We start from the raw sequence: 19,697 nt of genomic DNA, 5'->3' as shown, positions 1-19,697 counted from the left end.
ATCCAATGATTCCGCGTTATTTCTGAGAGTGGTGGCCTATTCGTACGCCCAGGCCCGGCCGGTCTGCCGGTATTCCTCGACCGGGATGGGGGCGACGTTTGGCCTCATACGCGCGGTGTACAACAGGCCGTCGAGGTGGTCGATTTCGTGGTGGACGAGGCGGGCGAGGCCGCGCTCGTACACGGTGGTGACGGCCTCACCGGTCAAGCCCGTGCTCTCGACCGTGATCTCCAGCGGGCGGGGGACGTGGCCGCGGACGTCGAAGAAGCTGAGGCAGCCTTCGTACTGCTCGTCCGTTTCGTCGGAGCGATCGGTGATCTTCGGGTTGAGTAGGACGATGGCGGGCGCGTCAGCGGCTGGCAGGACGACGGCTACAGCGCGACCGATGCCGATCTGCGGGGCGGCGATGCCCATTCCCTTGGCGAAAGGATGAACCTGGCCGATCCGCTCCATGGCCGCGAACAGCTCATCGATGATGCGCTCCGCCTCGTCGCGCTCGGCGGGCAGATCGAAGGCGCGGGCCGGTTCGGCTAGGATGCCGGCGCCGCGTTGGACGACTCCGAGGTCTCGCATCTGCTGGCTTGGCCGCACGTCGATCACCTGAACTCCCCTTGATCTGTCTCGCGTTCGGGTCGGGCCCGGAAACGCCACTCAAGACGGTACCGAGCATGCAGGGCCGGTGCGGCCGTGATCCACGTGAATTGCCGTAGCCCGCCGTCCTCACTGCGGACGGGTGGGGTCCGCAGTGGGGAGGCTTCGGCTGTCATGGAGGTCTCGGTTCCCCAGACCACTGGGTCGAGGGCGACCGGGAAGGCGAGCTGGACTTCGAGCTGCTCGGTGGGCAGCCGAACGGCCCGCTGGAACCAGTTGCCCCACTTGTCGTCACCGACGGTGTACGCGTACTCGATCCACACGGACTCGCCGGGGTAGAGCGGGAAGCGGCCGTGTTCGTTGTCGAACACCAGCCAGACCTCCTTGAACGCGTCGCGGTCGTGCTTTACCTGCCAACGCATCGCCTCGCCCCGACAAGTCGCTGTCAGGTCGAGTTCTTCCCAGGTCAAAGGATGCGCCCGGTAGTGGGCGTTGGAGCGCTCGGGATCGCCGGGGTAGCGGTCGACGGCGACACGGATCAGATAACGGGTCACGGGCTCGGAACCGGTGTTCCGCAGGAGCCTGCGCATGGTGAGCCGGTAGGAGTGCCCGTCGTACTTCAGGTGGGCGGCGTCGTGCTCGACCACGAGGGCGGAGCCGGTGGCGTACGGCTGCTCGAGCCTCCGAGGGGCCGGCGGTGCCGTCGGCGGGCGCCTGCTCCGATTGCGGGCCTGCTCGTAGTCGCACCAGCGTCGCCAGATCGCCTTCCCGGCGTTCAGGGCTTCGTCGGCGAGCCTGGCGAACTCCTCGGTGGGCTTGGTGCGACCTGACTCCATGTGGCTGACGTAAGACGGGTCGAAGCCCATCGCCTGGGCCAGGGCCCGCTTGGGCATGCCCCGTACCTCCCGCCAGCGGGCCACCTCGGCTGCGAAGTCCTCGGCCGCCTGCTCGACGGTCGTCTCCTCGCTGTGCGCGTTCATGGAAGCCCCGCTCCGCGTCACTTGTCGGTGAGCATGAATGAACCGTGAGTGATTTCAGTTCATCATCCCGTCACGGCTCCCGTCACCGCTTTCCTTCCCTCAGTGCCCCGGATCGACCCGTTCGGGCAGACAAGGAAGGCGACGCATCATGCGCGTGCTGTACCTGCTGAACATCTCCAATCCCGACCAGCTGTCGGCCGATTCGGGCTGGATCTTCGCGGACCTGCTCGCACCGGCCCTGGCCGACGCCGGGGCCGAGGTGACCGTCGCGGCTCCGGCTGCGGCCGGCGACGCTCGCTGCGGCTTCCACCGAACCAAGGTGCCGGGCACGAAGTACCGGGCACGGTTCTCGGCGGACATCGATGAACTGGTCGCGCTGATCCGGGCCGAGCGGCCGGATGTGGTCGTGGCCAACCAGATCGAGGAGGCCCCGGCGGTCCGTGCGGCGCTCCTGGAGGCCGGGTCGGACGCCCTGCTCGCCGGGTACTGCCACTACCTGCCGTTCTCCTTCACGGAGGGCGGCCAGCTCCTGCTCGACCCGTCTCTGAACGACCGCGGACTGGGCCGACCGGTGCTGTTGGCGTTCGCCGCCGGCCTGGCGGCCTGCGACCGGGTGATGGTCCACTCCTCCACGGCTGCCTCCTGGACGTCGGCAGCTGCCGCCAGGATGACCGTCGACCTCGGTGATCGGTTGCGTGTGGTGCCGGCTCCGCGTGATGAGCGCCTGGTCCGCGATCCCGCCGACAGGCCCGACGATGGCCTCGGCGAAGCGATCGGCGTCTACAACCACCGGCTGTACGCGCACTACGGCACCGGGGAGTTCGTGGATCTGGCCCGCGATCTGGTGGCCTCCGGCAAGGTCCGTCTGCGGGTCATGGACTTGTTCGGCCAACGCCGGGCAGAACGCAAGGGCCTGGACGACAGCCCGGACGAGATGCGTGATCAGCTCGCCGCCCTGCCACATGTGCAGGTCGTCTCAGATCGCGGTGACCGTGTCCGCTACAAGAATTTGCTGGCCGGCGCCCGCTTCGGCATCGCCCCGTTCCGGCCCGGCTGCCCTTGGTCGATGAGCGTAATCGACTGCCAGGGCATGGGCCTTCCGGTCATCTCGCCCCGACTGGGCTGGCTGGCCGAGCACATCGATCCGGGGCTGTGCTTCACCACTCCGGCCGAGGCGGTCGCTCTTGCCGAGCGCCTCGCCTCGGACGACGAGTTCCACGCCGTGCACGCCAAGCGAGCCCACGCCTCTACCACCGACTTCGCTCCGGCTCTGGTCGCTGCCCGCTATCTGGAGGCCATCTCGTGACCGGCTTCGACGCCGTCTTCCTCTCCTACGACGAGCCGATGGCCGGCTCCCTGCACTCCAGGTTCCAGCGGACACTCGGCGGCACGGTCAAGCGCCTGCACGGCGTACACGGCATGCGCAGGGCCTACCGGCTGTGTGCCGAGCTCGTCGACCGTGAGCAGTTCTTCCTCGCCGACGGTGACTTCGCCATCGACCATGGCTTCGACGTGGCCGCCGTCGCACCGCTGGAAGAAGGGGTGTCCATGAGGGTGTGGCGTGCGGTCAACGCGGTCAACGGTCTGACGTACGGCTATGGGGGGCTCAAGCTGATCCGCCGCAGTGCCCTGCGGGAGATGGGTGAGGCGGTGGACGTCCTCGCCGCCCTGCCCGGCCGCATCGAGTTCGCCCGGCACACCGCCGGGATCACCAGGTTCAACCAGAGTCCGTTCCACGCCTGGAAGGCGGGCTTCCGCGAGTGCGCGATGCTTGCCCGTGGGAGCGAATACGGAATGCCCGACACCGACGCGCAAAGCCGCGTCGAGGCATGGACGTTGAGCCACAACGGCGAGTTCGCCGCCTACGCGGCAGCCGGAGCCAGGGAGGGCGTGGTCTTCGCCCACCAAGCCGCCCGCGCACCGGAGCGGTTCGACTGCCTCAACGATCCCGACTGGCTGCGGCAGCGGTTCACCTTCGCCCACGGGGACCAGGCGGTGGCGGGATGACCGGCCCCCTCGTGCTCATCGAACCGTATGCGAGCCGACTGGGAGGACACCATCAGCGCACGCTGGTGGCCCTCGCCCAGGCCCGCCCCGGCAGCCTGGTCATCGCCCCGCACGGGATCGCGGTGGATGCGGTCAGCGCTCTGCGCGAAGCAGGCGCCCGGCTGGTCACCGGACGCACCGTGTGGGTGGCGGACGTTTTGCTGGCCGCTGCCGGGCTGGCGGCCGGGGTCTCCTCGGCCGGACAACGTCTGTTCCGGTCCCGCCGCTGGCCTCGCCGCTTGCGGCGACTGCCACACCAAATCACGCTCATCGCCCGCTGCCTCACCGAAGCGTCCACCCTGTGGGTCGCGCGCCGACTGGAATCCGACGCCGACGCGGTGGTGATCCTGACCGCGAGTGAAGCCCTGCACGGGGCCGCCGGCCTCTTGGGCGGTCAGCCACATCTGCGTTTCGTTCACGAGACGGTCACCAGCGAAGACGCTGCCATACGGCTGCTCGGGCGGCTCGCCCGCCGAGGCGAAGAGCGGGTGATCGCGGTCTGTCCGACACAGTCCGTCGCCGACCAGTTGGCCGCGTCCTTCCACGACCTGCCCGCCGTGGTCGGGGGCTTCGCGATCGACGATGGTCACCGCCTGTCCGCTGCTGAACGTGGCGGCGGTCGGGCCGCGTTCGGCATCCCTGCTGACGAGAGGGCCGTGTGCCTGGTGGGCGGCTGGTGGCCCTGCAAGGACATCTCGGTGCTCAACGACGCTCTGGTCCGCCTGGGAGAGCCCTTGCACCTGGTGGTCACCGGTTCCCCGCTCGACGAAGGTGTCATCCAGAGTTGGCGAGCCCTGCCCGGCCTGCGGGTGCACTCCGTTCCCGGCCCGGTCAGCGAAGCCGTGCTGCGGCTGGTGTACGCCGCAGCTGACGCCACGCTCGTCACCCGTCGCTCGGGTACCAGTAAAGAATCCGGGCTCGTCATGGACGCCGCCCGCCTCGGCGTCCCCCTGATCGTCTCCGACCACGACAGTGCCCTCACCGCTCGTTTGCAAGGGCAGTCCTGGGCTCTCATGTTCCCCGCCGGAGATCCGGTCGCGCTCGCGGACGCACTGCGAACCGTCATCCGTCGGCCGCCTCCACGGCCAGGCTTCGAGGCCCCTGCGCTCCTGGGCATGCGGTCTGCAGCCGGACAAGCCGATTTCCTCACTCGTACCTTCTCCGCACTGCGCACGAAGGAGTCCTGAATGCCGAGCGTGTCTCCCGCGTTGATCGCCGTAGTCGGCCCGGTCGAGCCGCCCATGCTGGCCGCCTGGGTCCGTCACTACCGATGGCTGGGTGTCGAGCGGTTCCTGCTCGCTTTCCACTTTCCTGACCATGTCCCCGACACTCGGCGGCACGAGCTTCAGGCCGCCGCCCGAGAACTGGGCATTATCCCCACCGGCACGAGCGTCGGCCCGTGGCACGAGCACACCAACACCCGGCTTCGAGACACCCTGCGGCACCGGGCCGGGCCGGGCTGGCACCTGCTGGCAGATGCCGACGAGTTCCAGCAATACCCGGCTCCGCTCGCCGAGGTGATCGCCCAGGCCGAAAAGTCCGGCCGCCACGTGGTCGGCGGGCTTATGCTCGACCGGGTCGCCGCGAGCGGACGCCTGACCGACTGGCGACCTGAAGGCGGCCTCGACCTCGCCTTTCCCCTCGGCGGCCACCTCACCCACCGACTGCTGCACGGTGATCCCAGGAAGATCGTCCTTGCCCGCCACGATGTGGCTGTGGCCTCCGGTAACCACCGGGCTCCCGGTCATCGGCCCGATACTGACCGCATGTGCGCCGTCCACCACTTCAAGTGGCGTTCGGGCGTCCTGGACGACCTTCGCCGTCGGGTCCGGCACTTCGCCTCGGGCACCTGGGAGGAGCGCACCCCGGCTGTCCGCGACGAGGCGAGCCGCTTGCTGACACACGTCGGCCGGAACGGCGGCGCGATCAACATCAGTGACCCTCGGTTCGCCTTCCGCCGGGTGAGCCTGGACCGGATGCCGTTCGGCTGGCCCGCCGAGGCTCGCGGCATCTTCACGAGCTGGCGGCCGTACACGCGAATCGGCCAGTACTGAGACAATTACTCATGCTCGCGCCCGCTCGTCGCGGAAGGGATGGCCACGTGCCCCTCGCCGTTCTCCTTGCCGGTCTGACCGGCGCTGGGAAGACCACCGTCGCCCAGGGCCTTGCCGGCCACGGTTTCACCCGACTGTCCGTCGACGAGGAGGTCCACCGCCTTCACGGTCGCTACGGCGTGGACTATCCCGAGCACACCTACTTCGAACGCGAACGTCCTGTCGTCGAGACGATCCGGCAGAGGTTCGTCAAGGAGATCGAGGCCGGGAACGACGTCGTCCTTGATCACGGGCTCTGGCGCCGCACCGAGCGCGACGTCTGGCGACAGGCCGCCCGCGATGCGGGCGGCCACCCCTTCGTCGTCCACCTGCCGGCTGACCGCGCCGAGCTGCTGCGGCGCCTGACCGAGCGCAATCGGCGTGAGGACGCCAACGCGCTCGCGGTCACCCCGGAAGCCCTCGACGATTTCTTCGCCCGGTTCGACCCGCCCGGAGAGGACGAGGAGAAGATCGTTTACAGCGGAGACCTCGGCGTGCTCCTCGCGGCCTTGACGGCGGCCGGCCACGCCGAGGGCTGAGCACGGTCGTAGGTTGGCGGGGGATCACCGGGCGGGCTTCTGGCTCCTACACCCTGGGCCAACGCCGTTTGCCGCACGGGGTACCGATGGTGCCGGGCTCCGCAGCTCGGCGATCAGGGTGGAAACACGTTCGGTGGTGCTTCGCCCTCGTGCCGCTTGAGCCCTCTTGTTCGGTTGAGCGGTGATTTGCCAGTTCAGGACCTCAGCGGGGTGCTCGGCGCTGTCGAGTTCCCGCTGGGTGCCCACGTCGGCCAGGAGGCGGCTGGCGTTGTGGCCCTCCGTATCGGCGCGGGCAAGGGTGGTGGTCAGTGCAGGCCAGGAGGGATCGGCCATGATGCGGTCGGCGTGGTCGGGGAGGGCCGCGCGGATGTCCTGCTCGAAGCGGTGGGCGGTCTCGGCTCGTGGTGCGCGGCGGGTCAGGTCTGCCAGGACGGGGGCGGCAACCTGCTGGTAGGCGGCCTGGAGGTGGCGGAAAGCTTCGTCGGCGGCTGCGGCCTGCTGTTCGTGGCCGCGCTGCTCGTGCCACTTGGCGGCGGCGCGGGCCAGGTGCACGGTGGCGAAGAGCAGGGCGATGGCGAGTCCGCCGGGTTCATTGGAGGCGAATACCAACTCTTTTGCGGCCTGGCGCAGGGCGTGGGCCGCCTGGTGATCCGCGCGGGTGGTGGAACGGCTGGCGCGGTTGAACGCCGAGGCGGCTGCGCGTAGCTCTGCGCGGTGCGGGCCGGGTGTGGCGCTGGCGATGTTGTAGAGGGTGTCGCCGAAGGCGGCGAGGTGGGCCTGGGCGGCAGCATCGTCGTCGGAGTCGAGGACGATGTGCGCCGTCTGTATCGCGGTGATGGTGTGCTGCCACGGCTCGGCGGGGTCCGCCGCGAACCGCGGGCGGTCGGCCACCTCCTGGTCGGGGAGGCGTTCGCGGAGGCGGTTGATGGAAAGGTCGGGGGCGAGTTTCGAGCCGCCGTACCAGACGGGTTCGCCGGCATTGTTCGTGTCGCCAGGTACGGCGAGGCTGTAGCCGATCACGTCGCCGCTCTCGGAGCCGAGGCGGGTCTTGACCTTGATGCCGAGGGACTGCAGCCCGGTGAAGTAGTCGGCCTCGGTGTGTACGGCGGCGGCGACTGCGTAGGCCCGCTCGCGCAGCCAATGTCGTGCCGTCACCGAGTTGCCTTGACGCTCGGCCTTGGCGCGCTCGGCGCCGGTGGGGGTGCGAGGCGCGGTGAGGTCGCCGGACTTCAGGCGGCGCAGGCCGAACTCGGCCTCGATCCTGCGGCACTCGGCCTGAGCCCGCCGGCCGTCCTGATGGGTGCGGGGACGGCGTCCGTCGGCGCGGACGGTGGTCGCCATGATGTGGATGTGGTCGTCGGCGTGACGCACCGCGATCCATCGGCAGGCCCTCTCGTCGCTGTCGGAGGTGATACCCGTGGCGTGCACGACGCGGCGGGCGACATCGGCCCATTCGGCGTCGGTGAGGTAGCGGTCGCCGGGGGCGGTGCGGACCGGGCAGTGCCAGACGTGATGTGGCGGCTTCTTGCCGCCGAGCTCGCGGGTGCGGAGGTCGACGTGGTGGTCGAGTCGCTTGGCGAGCTGGGTGTAGGTGGCTGCCGGGTCGCGGCCGGGGTCGGGGGCGCCGGCCATGTCCCAGGCGGCGACGATGTGGGGGTTGGTGTGTTCGTCGCGGCGGCCGGGGCCGAAAAGGTAGGCGATCAGTCCGCGGCTGTCGGAGCCGGTGGAGACGTCAGGAACCATGGGGCACGCCTTCCGTGAGGAGCTGGTCCATGAGGTGGAAGCTGTTGTGTGCCGCTTGCTCAACGTGGTCGAGGACCGCTTCCGCTCGCTCGGGCACGGTCCCTCGGTTGATGGCTGCGGTGATCTGGTTGAGGTTGCTGCCGATGCGGTTGAGCGCGACCGTGTGCGCCTCGACGGCCTCGATCAGCGGGCGCAGAGGATCGTCCTCCGGGCTGCCGAGCATCCCTGCTGTGCCTCGTGCGACGGCCAGGGCCGCGTCCCCGACGAATCCGGCGAACCTCTGACCGCGCTGGTGAGCGGCGGCGCTGATCACCTGGACTGCGGTGCGTGTAAAGCGGATGGTCTTTTCCTGGTCGCGCTTCTCCACGGTGCGCTTGCGGTTCAGCTGCGCGGGCAGGGCGGGGGCGTCGAGATCCCGCCACGAGGGCTGCTCGACGAGCGGTTGGGCATCGGTAGGCGTACGGGGAGGAGCGGAGTCGGCTGCGGGCCGACCGGAGTCCTCGGCCACCCCCTCCTTCGGCTCGGGCACCCCCTGGCGCTCGGCCTTGTCCTCCGCCATCCCTGGGGCGGGGGCAAGCGCGGACGAAGCCTCGTTAGAGGCTCGTTCGCTCCAGCTTGCTGCTGGTCGTCGGGTGAGCCTGAACAGCTTCCTGCGGCGGCGGGAGGTGGGGTCGTCGGCGTTCGATTCGGGCATGGTGGTGCTCCGTCAGTCGTGTGGGGTGGCCCGTCGTCGCATCCGTCGCATCCGTCGCGTGGCTGGTCAGCACAGGTACGGAGAGGGCCGCAGGTACGGAGTGATCCGTAACGGCGAGGAGATCCGTCCCCGCGCTAACCTGCGCGGGGACGGATGCGACGGATTGATGCGGACCTGGTGTCAGCGAGTGGGCCTGGGGCCTGCGGGCCCTCCCGGCGGGCCGGTGGGCAGCGTCCCGGACGGAGGGGCGGGCGGCCTGCCCCGGGTCGGATGTGCCGGGACCTCGGCGGTGGGTGCCGACAGGGCGGGGTCGGGGCAGTAGCGGGCCCATGCGTCCACGAACTGGTTGCGGGCGTACGCCTTGGCCTGCCGGCCGTTCTCGAACCGGTGGTTGGCCGGGCTGATGCCGAAGTCGCGCAGCAGATTCGCCAGGTGGTAGGCGTTAAGCCCCTTGGTGCCGTACTCGGCCCACGGGGCCTCGGCGTCCTTAATGAGGACCGCGAGCAGGTCCTGGCTGCGCAGAGCCTCCCTGCCGCCCTCTTGGTCGAAGACACGGCGGATGTCACGCAGCAGCCGCGTCTTCAGCGTCGTCTGCTCGTCCTGGACCACCTCGTTGCGCGTCATCGCCAGACAGGCGGCACGTGCCCGCGCGGGCCAGTGCCCACCGGCGAGATCGGCGACGATGACCAGCGGCTCCCACGTGTCGGCGGCGCGGTCCTCCACGGGCATCTTCGGCACCGCGCCCGCGACGGTGCCGCGCTGCGGGACCAGCCAATCGGCCAGCCGGTCGCGAAGCGCGTGCAGTTCCGGCACGGAGTACCGCGAGCGGAACGGGGTGATCCGCTCGCCCGGCTTGCGCTTCTGCATGCGGATGACGATCGCCCGGTCCATGATCGTGTCCGGCAGGTCGCCGATGCCGGCCAGCGCCGCCATCGCGAAGGTGGGGAACGCGGTCGGCTTGTGCTCCGGCCCGGAGATCCGCCAGGCGGGCCGGTTGCGCTGGTGCCCGGCGTTCAGCAGGCCGCGCAGGTCCTCCTTGTCGCCCGCCTTGGGGCCAAAGATGGTGTCGGCCTCGTCCACCAGCAGCGTCGGCGGGTTCTTGCCGATGACGCGGAAGACGACCGCCGGGGAGGTGTTCACCGTCATCATCGGCTGGTGGACGGTCTCGTAGAGGACGTCCAAGAGGCGGGACTTGCCGCACCCCTTGGTCGGCCCGACCACCGCCAGCCGTGGCGCGTGCTGGAGGCCGGGCTGGATGTGGGAGGCAGCGACCCAGAGGGTGACGGCGGTCAGGGCCTCGTCGCTCGGCAGCACGACGTACCGCCCGATCGCGGTACGGAGGTCGTCCAGCAGCGCGCTGCCTTCGCCTGCCGACCCGCCGCTATCTTGGGACTCTGGTCCGCCTGGAGCAGGAACGCCTGCGCTGTCCGACGCTGTTGTCGGGGCACTAGTTTCGGCAGGTCGCGAATCGCGTGAGCTCCGGCTCGGAGCATCGGCGGGCGGGCCTCCGATGGCGGGGCGTGCTTCTCGGTCGCGAGGCAGACCCTGGCCCGGGACCGCGATCGGTGGCCAGGCAACACCGGATGCCTTCGAGGTGGCCGGGGACGTAGGGTCCTTCATAGATGTTCCTCTCAGGTAGGGGCGAGACGGGCAAGGTCTCGCCCCCGACCAGTTCGTTCAGGGATGGGCGAGGTGCAAGGGGATCTCCGGCCCTCGGCGTAGGCGCGCCGAGGGCCGTTCCTGTGTCCGGGCGGTCCGGCGGCTCATGAGACCAGGCCCCACTCGTCTCCGCCGTCGATCAGCGCGCGCTCGTAGCGCAGCAGTTCGGCCTCGGGGTAGAGCACCCGCTTGCCGACCTTGATGCCGCACGGCCCCTTCTTGAGCTGGCGCCAGTAGCGGACAGTGCTCTCGGCGGTGCGGTAGCGCTCGGCGACCTCGGCAGTGGTCAGGTATCGCATGTGTTCCCATTCGGCTAGGCGACGATTCGATCTGCATAATCAGTACCTCATGATCGGCGGTTAGCCAAACCGGGAAGCCCATGTTTCAATTTGGATAGCGACAGTCGCGATGGAGGTTCGATGGCAAGCGAGAAGGCCGAGGGTGGCGAAGTGCCGCTGCTCTACAGCGAAGGCAACGTGGCGGGCCGTGTGGCCCTGGAGCGCGAGGTCAGAGGGTGGAGCACGACCGAGCTGGCCGAACGGGTGACCAGAGCCGGCGTGAAGATGAACCAGACGGCCGTCTGGCGCATCGAGAACGGCTCACCCCGTCGCCGGATCAACCTCGACGAGGCGCTCGCCTTCTCCCGCGTCTTCGAGCTCCCCCTCGAAGAGCTCATGTCACCGCCCCTCGAAGGGCTCGACGTCGACAGCCGACGGCTCGTCCAGGAAGCCGTCGAAGCGTTCTACGAAACCCGTGACGCCCGCGACCGTCTGCACCGTGCCGTGGTCGCCGTCGCCGGCCACATCAAGGCCCACCCGGACAGCTCGCGGGCGATCCATGAGCAATGCCTCCGCCTCATGGGGGACGAGCGAGACGCTCGCGTCCTCAGCGGCGACATCGAGGGCGGGGGTCACTACTGACAACCAGCACCAAGGAGAAGCCACTTGGCGAACATCCAGAAGCGCCCCAACGGCAAATGGCGCGCCCGATACCGTGACCTCGACGGCAAGGAGCACGCCCGCCACTTTGACCGGAAACTCGACGCCCAGCGCTGGCTCGACGAGGTCACGACCAGCGTGGTCACCGGTCAGTACGTCGACCCGCGCGCCGGCCGCGTCACCTTCGAGAAGTACGCCGAGAGGTGGCAGGGCTCGCTCATCGCGAGCGAGGCGGGTGAACGCATCACCGACAACGCGCTCCGGCTTCACCTCGTACCCGCGTTGGGCGCTCGCTCGCTGGCGGCGATACGCCGCAACGACATACAGGTGCTCTTCAAGCACCTGTCCGATCAGCTCGGCCCCGGCAGCGTCCGGAACGTCCACGACGTCCTCGTGCGCGTCATGACGGCGGCCGTGGACGACAAGGTCGTCGCCTCCAGCCCGTGCCGCCGGATCACCCTTCCGGTCATGCCGGACGAAGAGGTCGCCCCGCCCACTGTCGCCCAGGTCGGGGCCATGGCGCGAGCGATGCCGCCATACATCCGGGCGGCCGTCGTCACGCTCGCCGGATCAGGTCTGCGGATAGGGGAGTTGCTCGGCCTCAAGGTGGCGGATGTCGACTTCAAGGCCGGCACCATCCGCGTGGAGCGGCAGCGGCTCCAGTCGGGGAAGGTCGGTCCGCCGAAGACCGCCAAGTCCCGGCGGACAGTTCCGGTCGGGGAGGTCGTCACCGACGCGCTCCTCGGGCATCTCGCCGCGCGCCCCTCCACGGAGTGGCTGTTCACGATGGAGGAGGGGGAACCACTCAACTATCGACGGTGGAAGACCGAGTGGAACTGTGCCCGCAAGGCGCTCCAGGCGGCGGAGGGCGAGGCGGCCGGGCGTGAGGGCCGCAAACCCGCCGAGCTGCCGCACATGGTGACCCACGACCTGCGGCACTTCTACGCCTCCGCGCTCATCGCGGGCGGGGCGAGCGTCAAGCAGGTGCAGATGGTCCTCGGCCACGCGTCCGCCGTCATCACGCTGCGGATCTACGCGCATCTGTGGCCGGGCGAAGAAGACCGCACCCGGTCCGTGATGGACGCCGTGCTCGGCGGCCTGCGGACCGGGTGCGGACCGGTAGGCAGTATGACTAGCGAAACCGCAGGTCAGACCGCCTAACCGTAGATCAGGCCTTCTTGGTCTCCCAGAAGATCCGGTCGATCTCGGCGATCAGGTCCAGAGCCTTCTGGCCCGTCTTCGGGTCGTTCGAGCCCTTGGCCGCGGAGAGCGCCTTCAGGGTGTCGTTGACCAGCTGGTGCAGCTCCGGGTACTTCTCGAAGTGCGGGGGCTTGAAGTAGTCGCTCCAGAGCACCGAGACGTGGTGCTTCGCGAGCTCGGCGCGCTGTTCCTTGATCAGGACGGCGCGGGTGCGGAAGTCCGCGTCCTCGTTGGCCTGGTACTTCTCCTGGACGGCCTTGACCGACTCGGCCTCGATGCGGGCCTGGGCCGGGTCGTACACGCCGCAGGGCAGGTCGCAGTGGGCGCTGACCTTCACCTTGGGGGCAAACAGGCGGGAAAGCATGGAGCTGTCCTCCTCGTGATCGTCTTCTCAGGTGGGACATTACTCCGTGGAGCGCCGCTTTCCGTGGCTGCCCCAGGGGCTTAGGTCAAAAGTCCGGTGTGAGAATCGGGCCGTCGGCCGAACGTACGGAGTGACGCTCGGGCGATGTGCTGACGATGTGGTGGAGGAGGGACCGGGAGGTGCCGGAGATGCCGGAGCGGCGACAGGTGTCCGGAGGCGGGCGGGTGACGCGGCGTCCGTTGCGGGTGGTGGAGGTGACGGGACCCTCGATGGTGCCCACGCTCTACCACGGCGACCTGCTGCTCGTGCAGTACGGGGCGCCCGTGAGCCCCGGTGACGTGGTGATCCTGCGGCACCCCTTCCAGCAGGACCTGCTGGTGGTCAAGCGGGCCACCGAGCGGCGGCCCGGCGGCTGGTGGGTGCGGGGTGACAACACCTTCGCGGGCGGGGACAGCACCGACTACGGGACCGTGCCGGAGGAGCTGGTGCTGGCTCGGGTGCGGGCCCGCTACCGGCCCCTGGCGAAGGGTCAGCGGTCGGTGACGGCGGTGCTCGGCTGGGCGGTCTCCGCGCTGCGGCCGGTGCGCTCGGCCTCCTCGCGCTTGCGGGCCCGGTAGGCGGCCACGTTCGCGCGGGTCGCGCAGCGGTCCGAACAGTAGCGCCTGGAGCGGTTGGTGGAGGTGTCCAGATAGGCGTTGCGGCACGGCGCCGCCTCGCACAGGCCGAGGCGGTCCACGCCGTGCTCGGTGAGGTGGAAGGCCAGGCCCATCGCCGCGATGGCCGCGTAACCGGCGGTCGCGTTCGACGGGTGGTCGGCCAGATGCATGTGCCAGTCCGGCCTGCCGTCCTGGTCGCGTACGTCGTGCCCCGAGATCTGCGGGCTCACCGGGAACTCCAGCAGCAGCGAGTTCAGCAGGTCGACCGCGAGCGTCTCGTCGTCCCCGTCCGCCGCGTCGAAGACCGCGCGCAGCCGTGCCCGTACGGAACGGAACCGGGTCACGTCCGCGTCCGTCGTCCGCCGCGCCGCCTGCTGATTGGCTCCGAACAGCTCCCGGACCGCCTCGACGGAGGTGAGGGCGTCCTTGTTGCGGGCCGGCTCCTCGGTGTTGACCAGACGCACGGCGTAGTCCGAGTAATAGGCCAGTTCCACTTGTAGTCCTTACGGTGTCGGTCTAGAGTCTGGGTGTCGGCCAGTGTAATGGTCGATTGACGTAAACGGGCATTACGTGGAGGTTGGCGTGACGGAGACGGCTACGGGCACCGACTGGCAGTCCTGGCAGGAGAGCTGGGACCGGCAGCAGGAGTGGTACATGCCCGACCGCGAGGAGCGGTTCCGGGTGATGCTGGACATGGTCGAGGCGGTCGTCGGACCGGAACCGCGGGTGCTCGACCTCGCGTGCGGTACGGGAAGTATTACGGACCGGCTCCTCAAGCGGTTCCCGAACGCCACGAGCACCGGAGTCGATCTCGACCCCGCGCTCCTGGCCATCGCCCGCGGCACCTTCGAGGGCGACGACCGGGTCGCCTTCGTCACCGCCGATCTCAAGGACCCCGACTGGACGGCTCGGCTGCCCTACACCTCGTACGACGCCGTCCTCACCGCCACCGCCCTGCACTGGCTGCACAGGGACCCGCTCACCACGCTCTACGGGCAGCTCGGCGGCCTCGTCCGGGACGGCGGGGTGTTCATGAACGCCGACCGCACGATCGACCCGGCCACCCCCCGGATCAACGCCGCCGAAGGCGCCCACCGGCACGCCGCGATGGACCGCGCCAAGGCCGCCGGGGCGCTGGACTGGGCCGAGTGGTGGGCCGTCGCCGCGAAGGACCCCGTCCTGGCCGCGCCCACCGCCGAGCGGTTCGCGATCTACGGCGAGCACGCGGACGGCGACATGCCCTCCGCCGACTGGCACGCCCGCACCCTGCTGGCCTCCGGCTTCGGTGAGGCCCGCGCGGTCTGGGCGTCCCCCTCGGACACCCTGGTCCTCGCCGTGAAGTAGCCGCCCGGAGTCACCACTCGCGAACGGCGGCAGCCGCACGGCGGAGTTCCTCGTACGCTCCGGCACCGGATTCGAGGGCACCGGCACCCAGGGGCCGCTGCTGTCGGACACCCAGGGGCCGCCGCTCTCCCGGCAGCAGCTGAAGGAGCTGCTTTCCGGCCCGGAGGTGCTGCCGAAGGGCTGAGGGCGCGGGCGCGGACGCGGGGGCGTGCACCGGGCGCGGCCGGACGCGCGGGAGGGCGGTACGGGCCGTGGTCCGTACCGCCCTCCCGTACGCGCGCCTTACAGCACCTTGGACAGGAACGACTTCGTCCGGTCGTGCTGCGGGTTGGTCAGCACGTCGCGCGGGTGGCCCGACTCGACCACCACGCCGTCGTCCATGAAGACCAGCGCGTCACCCACCTCGCGGGCGAAGCCCATCTCGTGGGTGACGACGATCATCGTCATACCGTCCTCGGCCAGACCGCGCATGACGTCCAGGACGTCGCCGACCAGCTCCGGGTCGAGCGCGGACGTCGGCTCGTCGAAGAGCATCAGCTTCGGTTCCATCGCCAGCGCGCGGGCGATGGCCACGCGCTGCTGCTGCCCGCCGGACAGCTGGGTGGGGTAGTTGTCCGCCTTGTCGGAGAGGCCCACCCGGTCCAGCAGCTTCTCGGCGCGGGCCCGGGCCACGGCCCTGGACTCGCCCTTGACCTGGACCGGGGCCTCCATGACGTTCTCGATGGCCGTCATGTGCGGGAACAGGTTGAAGCGCTGGAAGACCATGCCGATGTCGCGCCGCTGGAGGGCGACCTCGCTGTCCTTCAGCTCGTAGAGCCTGTCGCCCTTCTGCCGGTAGCCGACCAGCTCGCCGTCGACCGAGAGCCGGCCGGCGTTGATCTTCTCCAGGTGGTTGATGCACCGCAGGAAGGTCGACTTGCCGGAACCGGACGGGCCGATCAGGCAGAACACCTCACGCGGGGCGACCTCCAGGTCGATGCCCTTGAGGATGTGGGCGGCGCCGAAGGACTTGTGGACGCCCTCGGCCTTCACCATGGGGGTGGTCATGCGGAGACACCTCCGGAGGGCCGGTTGCCGAACGCGGCGAGGTTGACCTTGACGCGCTGGAGCGGCGTGAGCGGCAGCGAGCGGAGCGCGCCGCGGGCGAAGCGGCGCTCCAGGTAGTACTGGCCGACGCTGAACACGCTGGTCATCACGATGTACCAGATGGACGCGACGAACAGCATCTCCATCACCGCGTACGACGTGGAGCCGATCTGGGAGGTGGAGCGGAGCAGTTCGTTGTACGTGACGGCGTAGACGAGCGACGAGGTCTTCAGCATGTTGATGAACTCGTTGCCGGTCGGCGGGATGATCACACGCAGCGCCTGCGGGAGGACCACACGGCGCATGGTCTTGCCCTGGGTCATGCCCAGCGCGTGCGAGGCCTCGGTCTGTCCCTCGTCGACCGACTGGATGCCGGCCCGGCAGATCTCCGCCATGTAGGCGGCCTCGTTCAGCGCGAGCCCCAGCAGGGCACACATGAACGGGGTCATGACGTCCGTCATCTCGTCCTTGTAGATGAACGGGATGTTCAGGACCGGGAAGATCAGCGCCAGGTTGAACCAGAGCAGCAGCTGTACGTAGACCGGGGTGCCCCGGAAGAACCAGATGTACAGCCAGGCCACCCAGCTGGTGACCGGGTTCTTCGAGAGCCGCATGACGGCCAGCACCACGCCGAGGATCACGCCGAGCACCATCGCGAGGACGCTGATCAGCAGGGTGCGGCCCGCACCGGCGACGACCGTGCTGTCGAACAGCTTGTCGCCCACGGCGTGCCACTGGATGTTGCCCTGCGAGAAGGCGTACCCGAGGGCGACGAGGAGGCCGATGACCACGACGCCGCTGATCCAGCGGCCGACATGGCGGACCGGAATGGCCTTGATGTTCTCCGGGGCCGGGGTGGCGCCCTTGGAGACGGACACCGGGCCGGCCGGTGAACCGGCGGGTGTCTTGTCGAACTTGTCAGTCATGGTGACTGCCCTTCAGTGGAGCGTCCGGTCACTTGCCGCCGTTGATGGCGGCCTTGTCGATCGCTCCCGTACCGGCGCCCCACTTGTCGAGCACCTTCTGGTACGAACCGTCGGCGATGATCGCGTCGACGGCCTCCTTCAGGGCGTCGCGCAGCCCGGTGTTGTCCTTCTTGACGGCGATGCCGAACGGGCCGGCGTCGACCTGCTCGCCCACGACCTCGAACGCCTTGCCGCCGTCGGCCTTGCGGGCCAGGTCGACCGCGACCGGATAGTCGTTGACGCCGGCGACCGCACCGCCGGACTTGACGCGGGTCTGCGCCTCGGTGTCGTTCTCGAACGACTCGATCTTGACGGCCGCCTTGCCACCGTCCGTACAGGCCTTCGACTGCGTCTTGAGGGCCTTCTCGTACGTGGTGCCGCGCTGCACGGCCGCGGCCTTCCCGCAGAGGTCCTCGATGGACTTGATGTTCTGCGGGTTGCCCTTCTTCGTGTACACGGCGGTGCCGGCGAGGAAGTAGTCGACGAAGTCGACGCCCTCGCCCAGCTTCTTGCCGGACTCGTCCAGGCCTTCCTGGCGCTGCTTGTTGTCCGTGATCGACGACATCGCGATGTCGTGACGCCCACTGTTCAGGGCCGTGATCAGACCGTCGAAGGAACCGGAGGTGAACTCGAACTTCACCCCGAGCTGCTTGCCGAGGGCCTCGGCCAGATCGGGGTCGACACCCACGATCTTCCCGTTCTCGACGGACTCCATCGGGGCGTATTCGGCATTCGTGCCGACCTTGATCACACCGGACTTCTGGTACTTCTCCGGCAGCTTCGAGAAGAGCGGCGCGCCGCTCTTGGTCTCCTTGCCGCTGCCTCCCTCCTGGGAGGAGCTGTCTGTCTGATCGCCACAGGCGGTGAGCAGCAGGGAGCCGGCGACCGCGATGGCGCCGATCGCCGCAATCCGGGACTTCGCGGTCGTACGACGCGTGGTGCTTGCGGTCATGTCGGGGTCCTCCGGCAGGTGAGGGTGAGGTGCTGGTGGGCGGCTTGGCACGCACCTTCGAGTGTCGCCACCTTGTGTGATGACGGCATCCTGCCATTCGGACTGGCTCATTCAGGGGTCCGGCCATGTCAAAATCGGATAACGGGCGACCCCCGAACATCAACGGCCGGTGCGCGAGGACCGGACCATCTGTGGGGATTCATTCCTCCTGCCGGAGGATCTTCGGCATGTCTCGACTAGTGGGCGGCATTTATGCCGGTTTGCCGACTTGTCCAGATATTCGACTATGAGTCACGTCACCGCGTCGATATGGACTCGTCCGTAACACCGTTCGTCCGGTAAGAAAGACGTTTACACCCCTCATCCGGGGCTCAGGGCGCGTGTGCGGCGCGCCCGCGCGTATGTACCTCATTCCCTGCCGGGGCGGGCCAACCGCCCGGTGCGGGGCGCGTACGCGGTGCCCGCCCACCCCTCCTCAACCAGGAGTGGCCACCCTCAAACGATGAAGACTTAAGGGGTCAACACCATGGCAGCGGAGATCGTCAATCCTCGCAGCGACAGCACCATCGACAGCACCGCCGACAGTGCCATCCAGCGCACGAGCGCAGTGGACACCGGGGCCGACGAGCCCTTCGATCCGGCCTTCGCCCTCCACCGGGGCGGGAAGATGGCCGTGCAGGCCACCGTCCCGATCCGGGACAAGGACGACCTTTCCCTGGCGTACACGCCCGGTGTGGCGAAAGTGTGCAGCGCCATCGCCGACAACCCCGAGCTCGTCCACGACTACACCTGGAAGTCCCAGGTCGTGGCCGTCGTGACGGACGGCACCGCCGTGCTCGGCCTCGGCGACATCGGGCCCGAGGCGTCCCTCCCCGTCATGGAGGGCAAGGCCATCCTCTTCAAGCAGTTCGGCGGCGTCGACGCGGTGCCGATCGCGCTCGCGACCACCGACGCCGACGAGATCGTCGAGACCGTCGTCCGGCTCGCCCCCTCGTTCGGCGGGGTGAACCTGGAGGACATCTCGGCGCCCCGGTGCTTCGAGATCGAGCGCAAGCTCCAGGAGCGGCTGGACATCCCGGTCTTCCACGACGACCAGCACGGCACGGCCGTCGTCACCCTCGCCGCCCTGCGCAACGCCGCGAAGCTCTCCGGGCGGACGCTCGGCGATCTGCGCGGTGTCATCTCCGGCGCGGGCGCGGCGGGCGTCGCCATCGCCAAGTTCCTGCTGGAGGCGGGGATCGGCGACATCGCGGTGGCCGACCGCAAGGGCATCGTCAGCCGCGACCGCGACGACCTCACCGAGGTCAAGCGCGAGCTGGCCGAGCTGACCAACCGGGCCGGCCTCTCCGGTTCGCTGGAGCGGGCGCTCGCCGGTGCGGACGTCTTCATCGGCGTCTCCGGCGGTACGGTCCCGGAGGCGGCGGTGGCCTCGATGGCCCCCGGCGCGTACGTCTTCGCGATGGCCAACCCGAACCCGGAGGTCCACCCGGACGTCGCGCACAAGTACGCGGCGGTCGTGGCGACCGGGCGGTCGGACTTCCCGAACCAGATCAACAACGTGCTGGCGTTCCCGGGCATCTTCGCGGGCGCGCTCCAGGTCCGGGCCTCCCGGATCACCGAGGGCATGAAGATCGCCGCGGCGAACGCGCTGGCCGACGTGGTCGGCGACGAGCTGGCGGCGGAGTACGTGATCCCGTCGCCGTTCGACGAGCGGGTCGCCCCGGCGGTCACCGCGGCGGTGGCCGCGGCGGCCCGTGCGGAGGGTGTGGCCCGGCGCTGATGCCGCGTTGAGCGGTTGTGCCGCTTTCAGCCCCTCCGGCGTGTGAGGAGCGGGGTCCGGGGCAGCG

Annotated in this window: 21 protein-coding genes; 10 read left to right on the top strand and 11 right to left on the bottom strand. The window is 69.3% G+C overall.

The window, feature by feature from the left end:
- Nucleotides 1-36: 36 nt before the first annotated feature.
- The gene (locus tag D581_RS0120545; protein WP_026290738.1) at nt 37-600 is read right to left on the bottom strand and encodes a peptide deformylase; all 564 of its coding nucleotides are present in this window, start codon (nt 598-600) and stop codon (nt 37-39) included.
- A complete protein-coding gene (locus tag D581_RS0120540; RefSeq protein WP_026290737.1) occupies nt 597-1,571 on the bottom strand; it encodes a helix-turn-helix domain-containing protein in 975 nt (324 codons plus the stop codon). The genes D581_RS0120545 and D581_RS0120540 overlap by 4 nt, the downstream gene beginning before the upstream one ends.
- Before the next feature lie 148 nt (nt 1,572-1,719).
- On the opposite strand from D581_RS0120540, the gene D581_RS0120535 reads away from it, so the two are divergent.
- The 5 genes from D581_RS0120535 to D581_RS0120515 all read left to right on the top strand — a co-directional run bounded on the left by D581_RS0120535 (nt 1,720) and on the right by D581_RS0120515 (nt 6,249).
- Entirely contained in the window at nt 1,720-2,877 is a 1,158-nt protein-coding gene (locus tag D581_RS0120535; RefSeq protein WP_018959088.1) for a glycosyltransferase, read from the top strand.
- Entirely contained in the window at nt 2,874-3,578 is a 705-nt protein-coding gene (locus tag D581_RS0120530; RefSeq protein WP_018959087.1) for a hypothetical protein, read from the top strand. Before D581_RS0120535 ends, D581_RS0120530 begins: the two co-directional genes overlap by 4 nt.
- A gap of 65 nt (nt 3,579-3,643) precedes the next feature.
- Nucleotides 3,644-4,804 carry a glycosyltransferase gene (locus D581_RS0120525; RefSeq protein ID WP_486585862.1) on the top strand — a complete coding sequence of 387 codons (1,161 nt, stop codon included), beginning with the start codon at nt 3,644-3,646 and terminating at the stop codon, nt 4,802-4,804.
- Between the two features lie 54 nt (nt 4,805-4,858).
- A complete protein-coding gene (locus D581_RS0120520; RefSeq protein ID WP_486585861.1) occupies nt 4,859-5,671 on the top strand; it encodes a glycosyltransferase family 2 protein in 813 nt (270 codons plus the stop codon).
- A 47-nt stretch (nt 5,672-5,718) separates the two neighbouring features.
- Nucleotides 5,719-6,249, top strand: coding sequence for an ATP-binding protein (locus tag D581_RS0120515; protein WP_020679222.1), 531 nt, complete (start codon nt 5,719-5,721; stop codon nt 6,247-6,249).
- A 24-nt stretch (nt 6,250-6,273) separates the two neighbouring features.
- Here the strand turns inward: D581_RS0120515 and D581_RS0120510 are convergent, their stop codons facing one another.
- From D581_RS0120510 to D581_RS0120495, 4 genes are all read right to left on the bottom strand, one after another.
- Nucleotides 6,274-7,992 (bottom strand): relaxase/mobilization nuclease domain-containing protein, encoded by a 1,719-nt coding sequence (locus tag D581_RS0120510; RefSeq protein ID WP_018959082.1) that lies wholly within the window; start codon nt 7,990-7,992, stop codon nt 6,274-6,276.
- Nucleotides 7,982-8,551 carry a hypothetical protein gene (locus D581_RS0120505; RefSeq protein WP_018959081.1) on the bottom strand — a complete coding sequence of 190 codons (570 nt, stop codon included), beginning with the start codon at nt 8,549-8,551 and terminating at the stop codon, nt 7,982-7,984. The genes D581_RS0120510 and D581_RS0120505 overlap by 11 nt, the downstream gene beginning before the upstream one ends.
- 315 nt (nt 8,552-8,866) lie before the next feature.
- Nucleotides 8,867-10,306: a DUF3631 domain-containing protein gene (locus tag D581_RS0120500; protein WP_106434436.1), complete on the bottom strand. Its 1,440-nt coding sequence runs from the start codon at nt 10,304-10,306 to the stop codon at nt 8,867-8,869.
- A gap of 143 nt (nt 10,307-10,449) precedes the next feature.
- Complete coding sequence (locus tag D581_RS0120495) at nt 10,450-10,644, bottom strand: helix-turn-helix transcriptional regulator (protein ID WP_018959079.1); 195 nt, start codon at nt 10,642-10,644, stop codon at nt 10,450-10,452.
- A gap of 120 nt (nt 10,645-10,764) precedes the next feature.
- Between D581_RS0120495 and D581_RS0120490 the strand changes: the two genes are divergently transcribed.
- Both D581_RS0120490 and D581_RS0120485 read left to right on the top strand, forming a co-directional pair.
- Nucleotides 10,765-11,265 (top strand): helix-turn-helix domain-containing protein, encoded by a 501-nt coding sequence (locus D581_RS0120490; RefSeq protein WP_018959078.1) that lies wholly within the window; start codon nt 10,765-10,767, stop codon nt 11,263-11,265.
- A 24-nt stretch (nt 11,266-11,289) separates the two neighbouring features.
- Nucleotides 11,290-12,444 carry a site-specific integrase gene (locus D581_RS0120485; RefSeq protein WP_018959077.1) on the top strand — a complete coding sequence of 385 codons (1,155 nt, stop codon included), beginning with the start codon at nt 11,290-11,292 and terminating at the stop codon, nt 12,442-12,444.
- Nucleotides 12,445-12,451: 7 nt separating this feature from the next.
- Here D581_RS0120485 and sodN read toward each other — a convergent pair whose 3' ends face one another.
- On the bottom strand, nt 12,452-12,847 hold the full coding sequence (sodN, locus tag D581_RS0120480; protein WP_018959076.1) for a superoxide dismutase, Ni: 396 nt from the start codon (nt 12,845-12,847) through the stop codon (nt 12,452-12,454).
- A 188-nt stretch (nt 12,848-13,035) separates the two neighbouring features.
- On the opposite strand from sodN, the gene sodX reads away from it, so the two are divergent.
- A complete protein-coding gene (sodX, locus tag D581_RS0120475; RefSeq protein ID WP_003966341.1) occupies nt 13,036-13,464 on the top strand; it encodes a nickel-type superoxide dismutase maturation protease in 429 nt (142 codons plus the stop codon).
- Here the strand turns inward: sodX and D581_RS0120470 are convergent.
- A complete protein-coding gene (locus D581_RS0120470) occupies nt 13,377-13,997 on the bottom strand; it encodes a CGNR zinc finger domain-containing protein (protein WP_018959073.1) in 621 nt (206 codons plus the stop codon). The two genes, sodX and D581_RS0120470, sit on opposite strands and share 88 nt — an antisense overlap.
- A gap of 88 nt (nt 13,998-14,085) precedes the next feature.
- On the opposite strand from D581_RS0120470, the gene D581_RS0120465 reads away from it, so the two are divergent.
- Nucleotides 14,086-14,847, top strand: coding sequence for a class I SAM-dependent methyltransferase (locus tag D581_RS0120465; RefSeq protein WP_018959072.1), 762 nt, complete (start codon nt 14,086-14,088; stop codon nt 14,845-14,847).
- Nucleotides 14,848-15,129: 282 nt separating this feature from the next.
- Here D581_RS0120465 and D581_RS0120460 read toward each other — a convergent pair whose 3' ends face one another.
- Genes D581_RS0120460 through D581_RS0120450 form a run of 3 tightly spaced genes read right to left on the bottom strand, consistent with a single transcriptional unit; the run spans nt 15,130 to nt 17,850 of the window.
- On the bottom strand, nt 15,130-15,894 hold the full coding sequence (locus D581_RS0120460; RefSeq protein WP_018959071.1) for an amino acid ABC transporter ATP-binding protein: 765 nt from the start codon (nt 15,892-15,894) through the stop codon (nt 15,130-15,132).
- The gene (locus D581_RS0120455) at nt 15,891-16,859 is read right to left on the bottom strand and encodes an amino acid ABC transporter permease (RefSeq protein ID WP_018959070.1); all 969 of its coding nucleotides are present in this window, start codon (nt 16,857-16,859) and stop codon (nt 15,891-15,893) included. The genes D581_RS0120460 and D581_RS0120455 overlap by 4 nt, the downstream gene beginning before the upstream one ends.
- 28 nt (nt 16,860-16,887) lie before the next feature.
- A complete protein-coding gene (locus tag D581_RS0120450; RefSeq protein ID WP_018959069.1) occupies nt 16,888-17,850 on the bottom strand; it encodes an ABC transporter substrate-binding protein in 963 nt (320 codons plus the stop codon).
- 526 nt (nt 17,851-18,376) lie between these two features.
- Here D581_RS0120450 and D581_RS0120445 point away from each other — a divergent pair.
- Complete coding sequence (locus tag D581_RS0120445) at nt 18,377-19,630, top strand: NAD(P)-dependent malic enzyme (RefSeq protein WP_018959068.1); 1,254 nt, start codon at nt 18,377-18,379, stop codon at nt 19,628-19,630.
- Nucleotides 19,631-19,697 lie beyond the last annotated feature (67 nt).

Source organism: Streptomyces sp. CNB091 (genome assembly GCF_000377965.1).
Note: the sequence above shows the minus strand (reverse complement) of the source record. Positions and strands in the feature narration are given on the sequence as shown.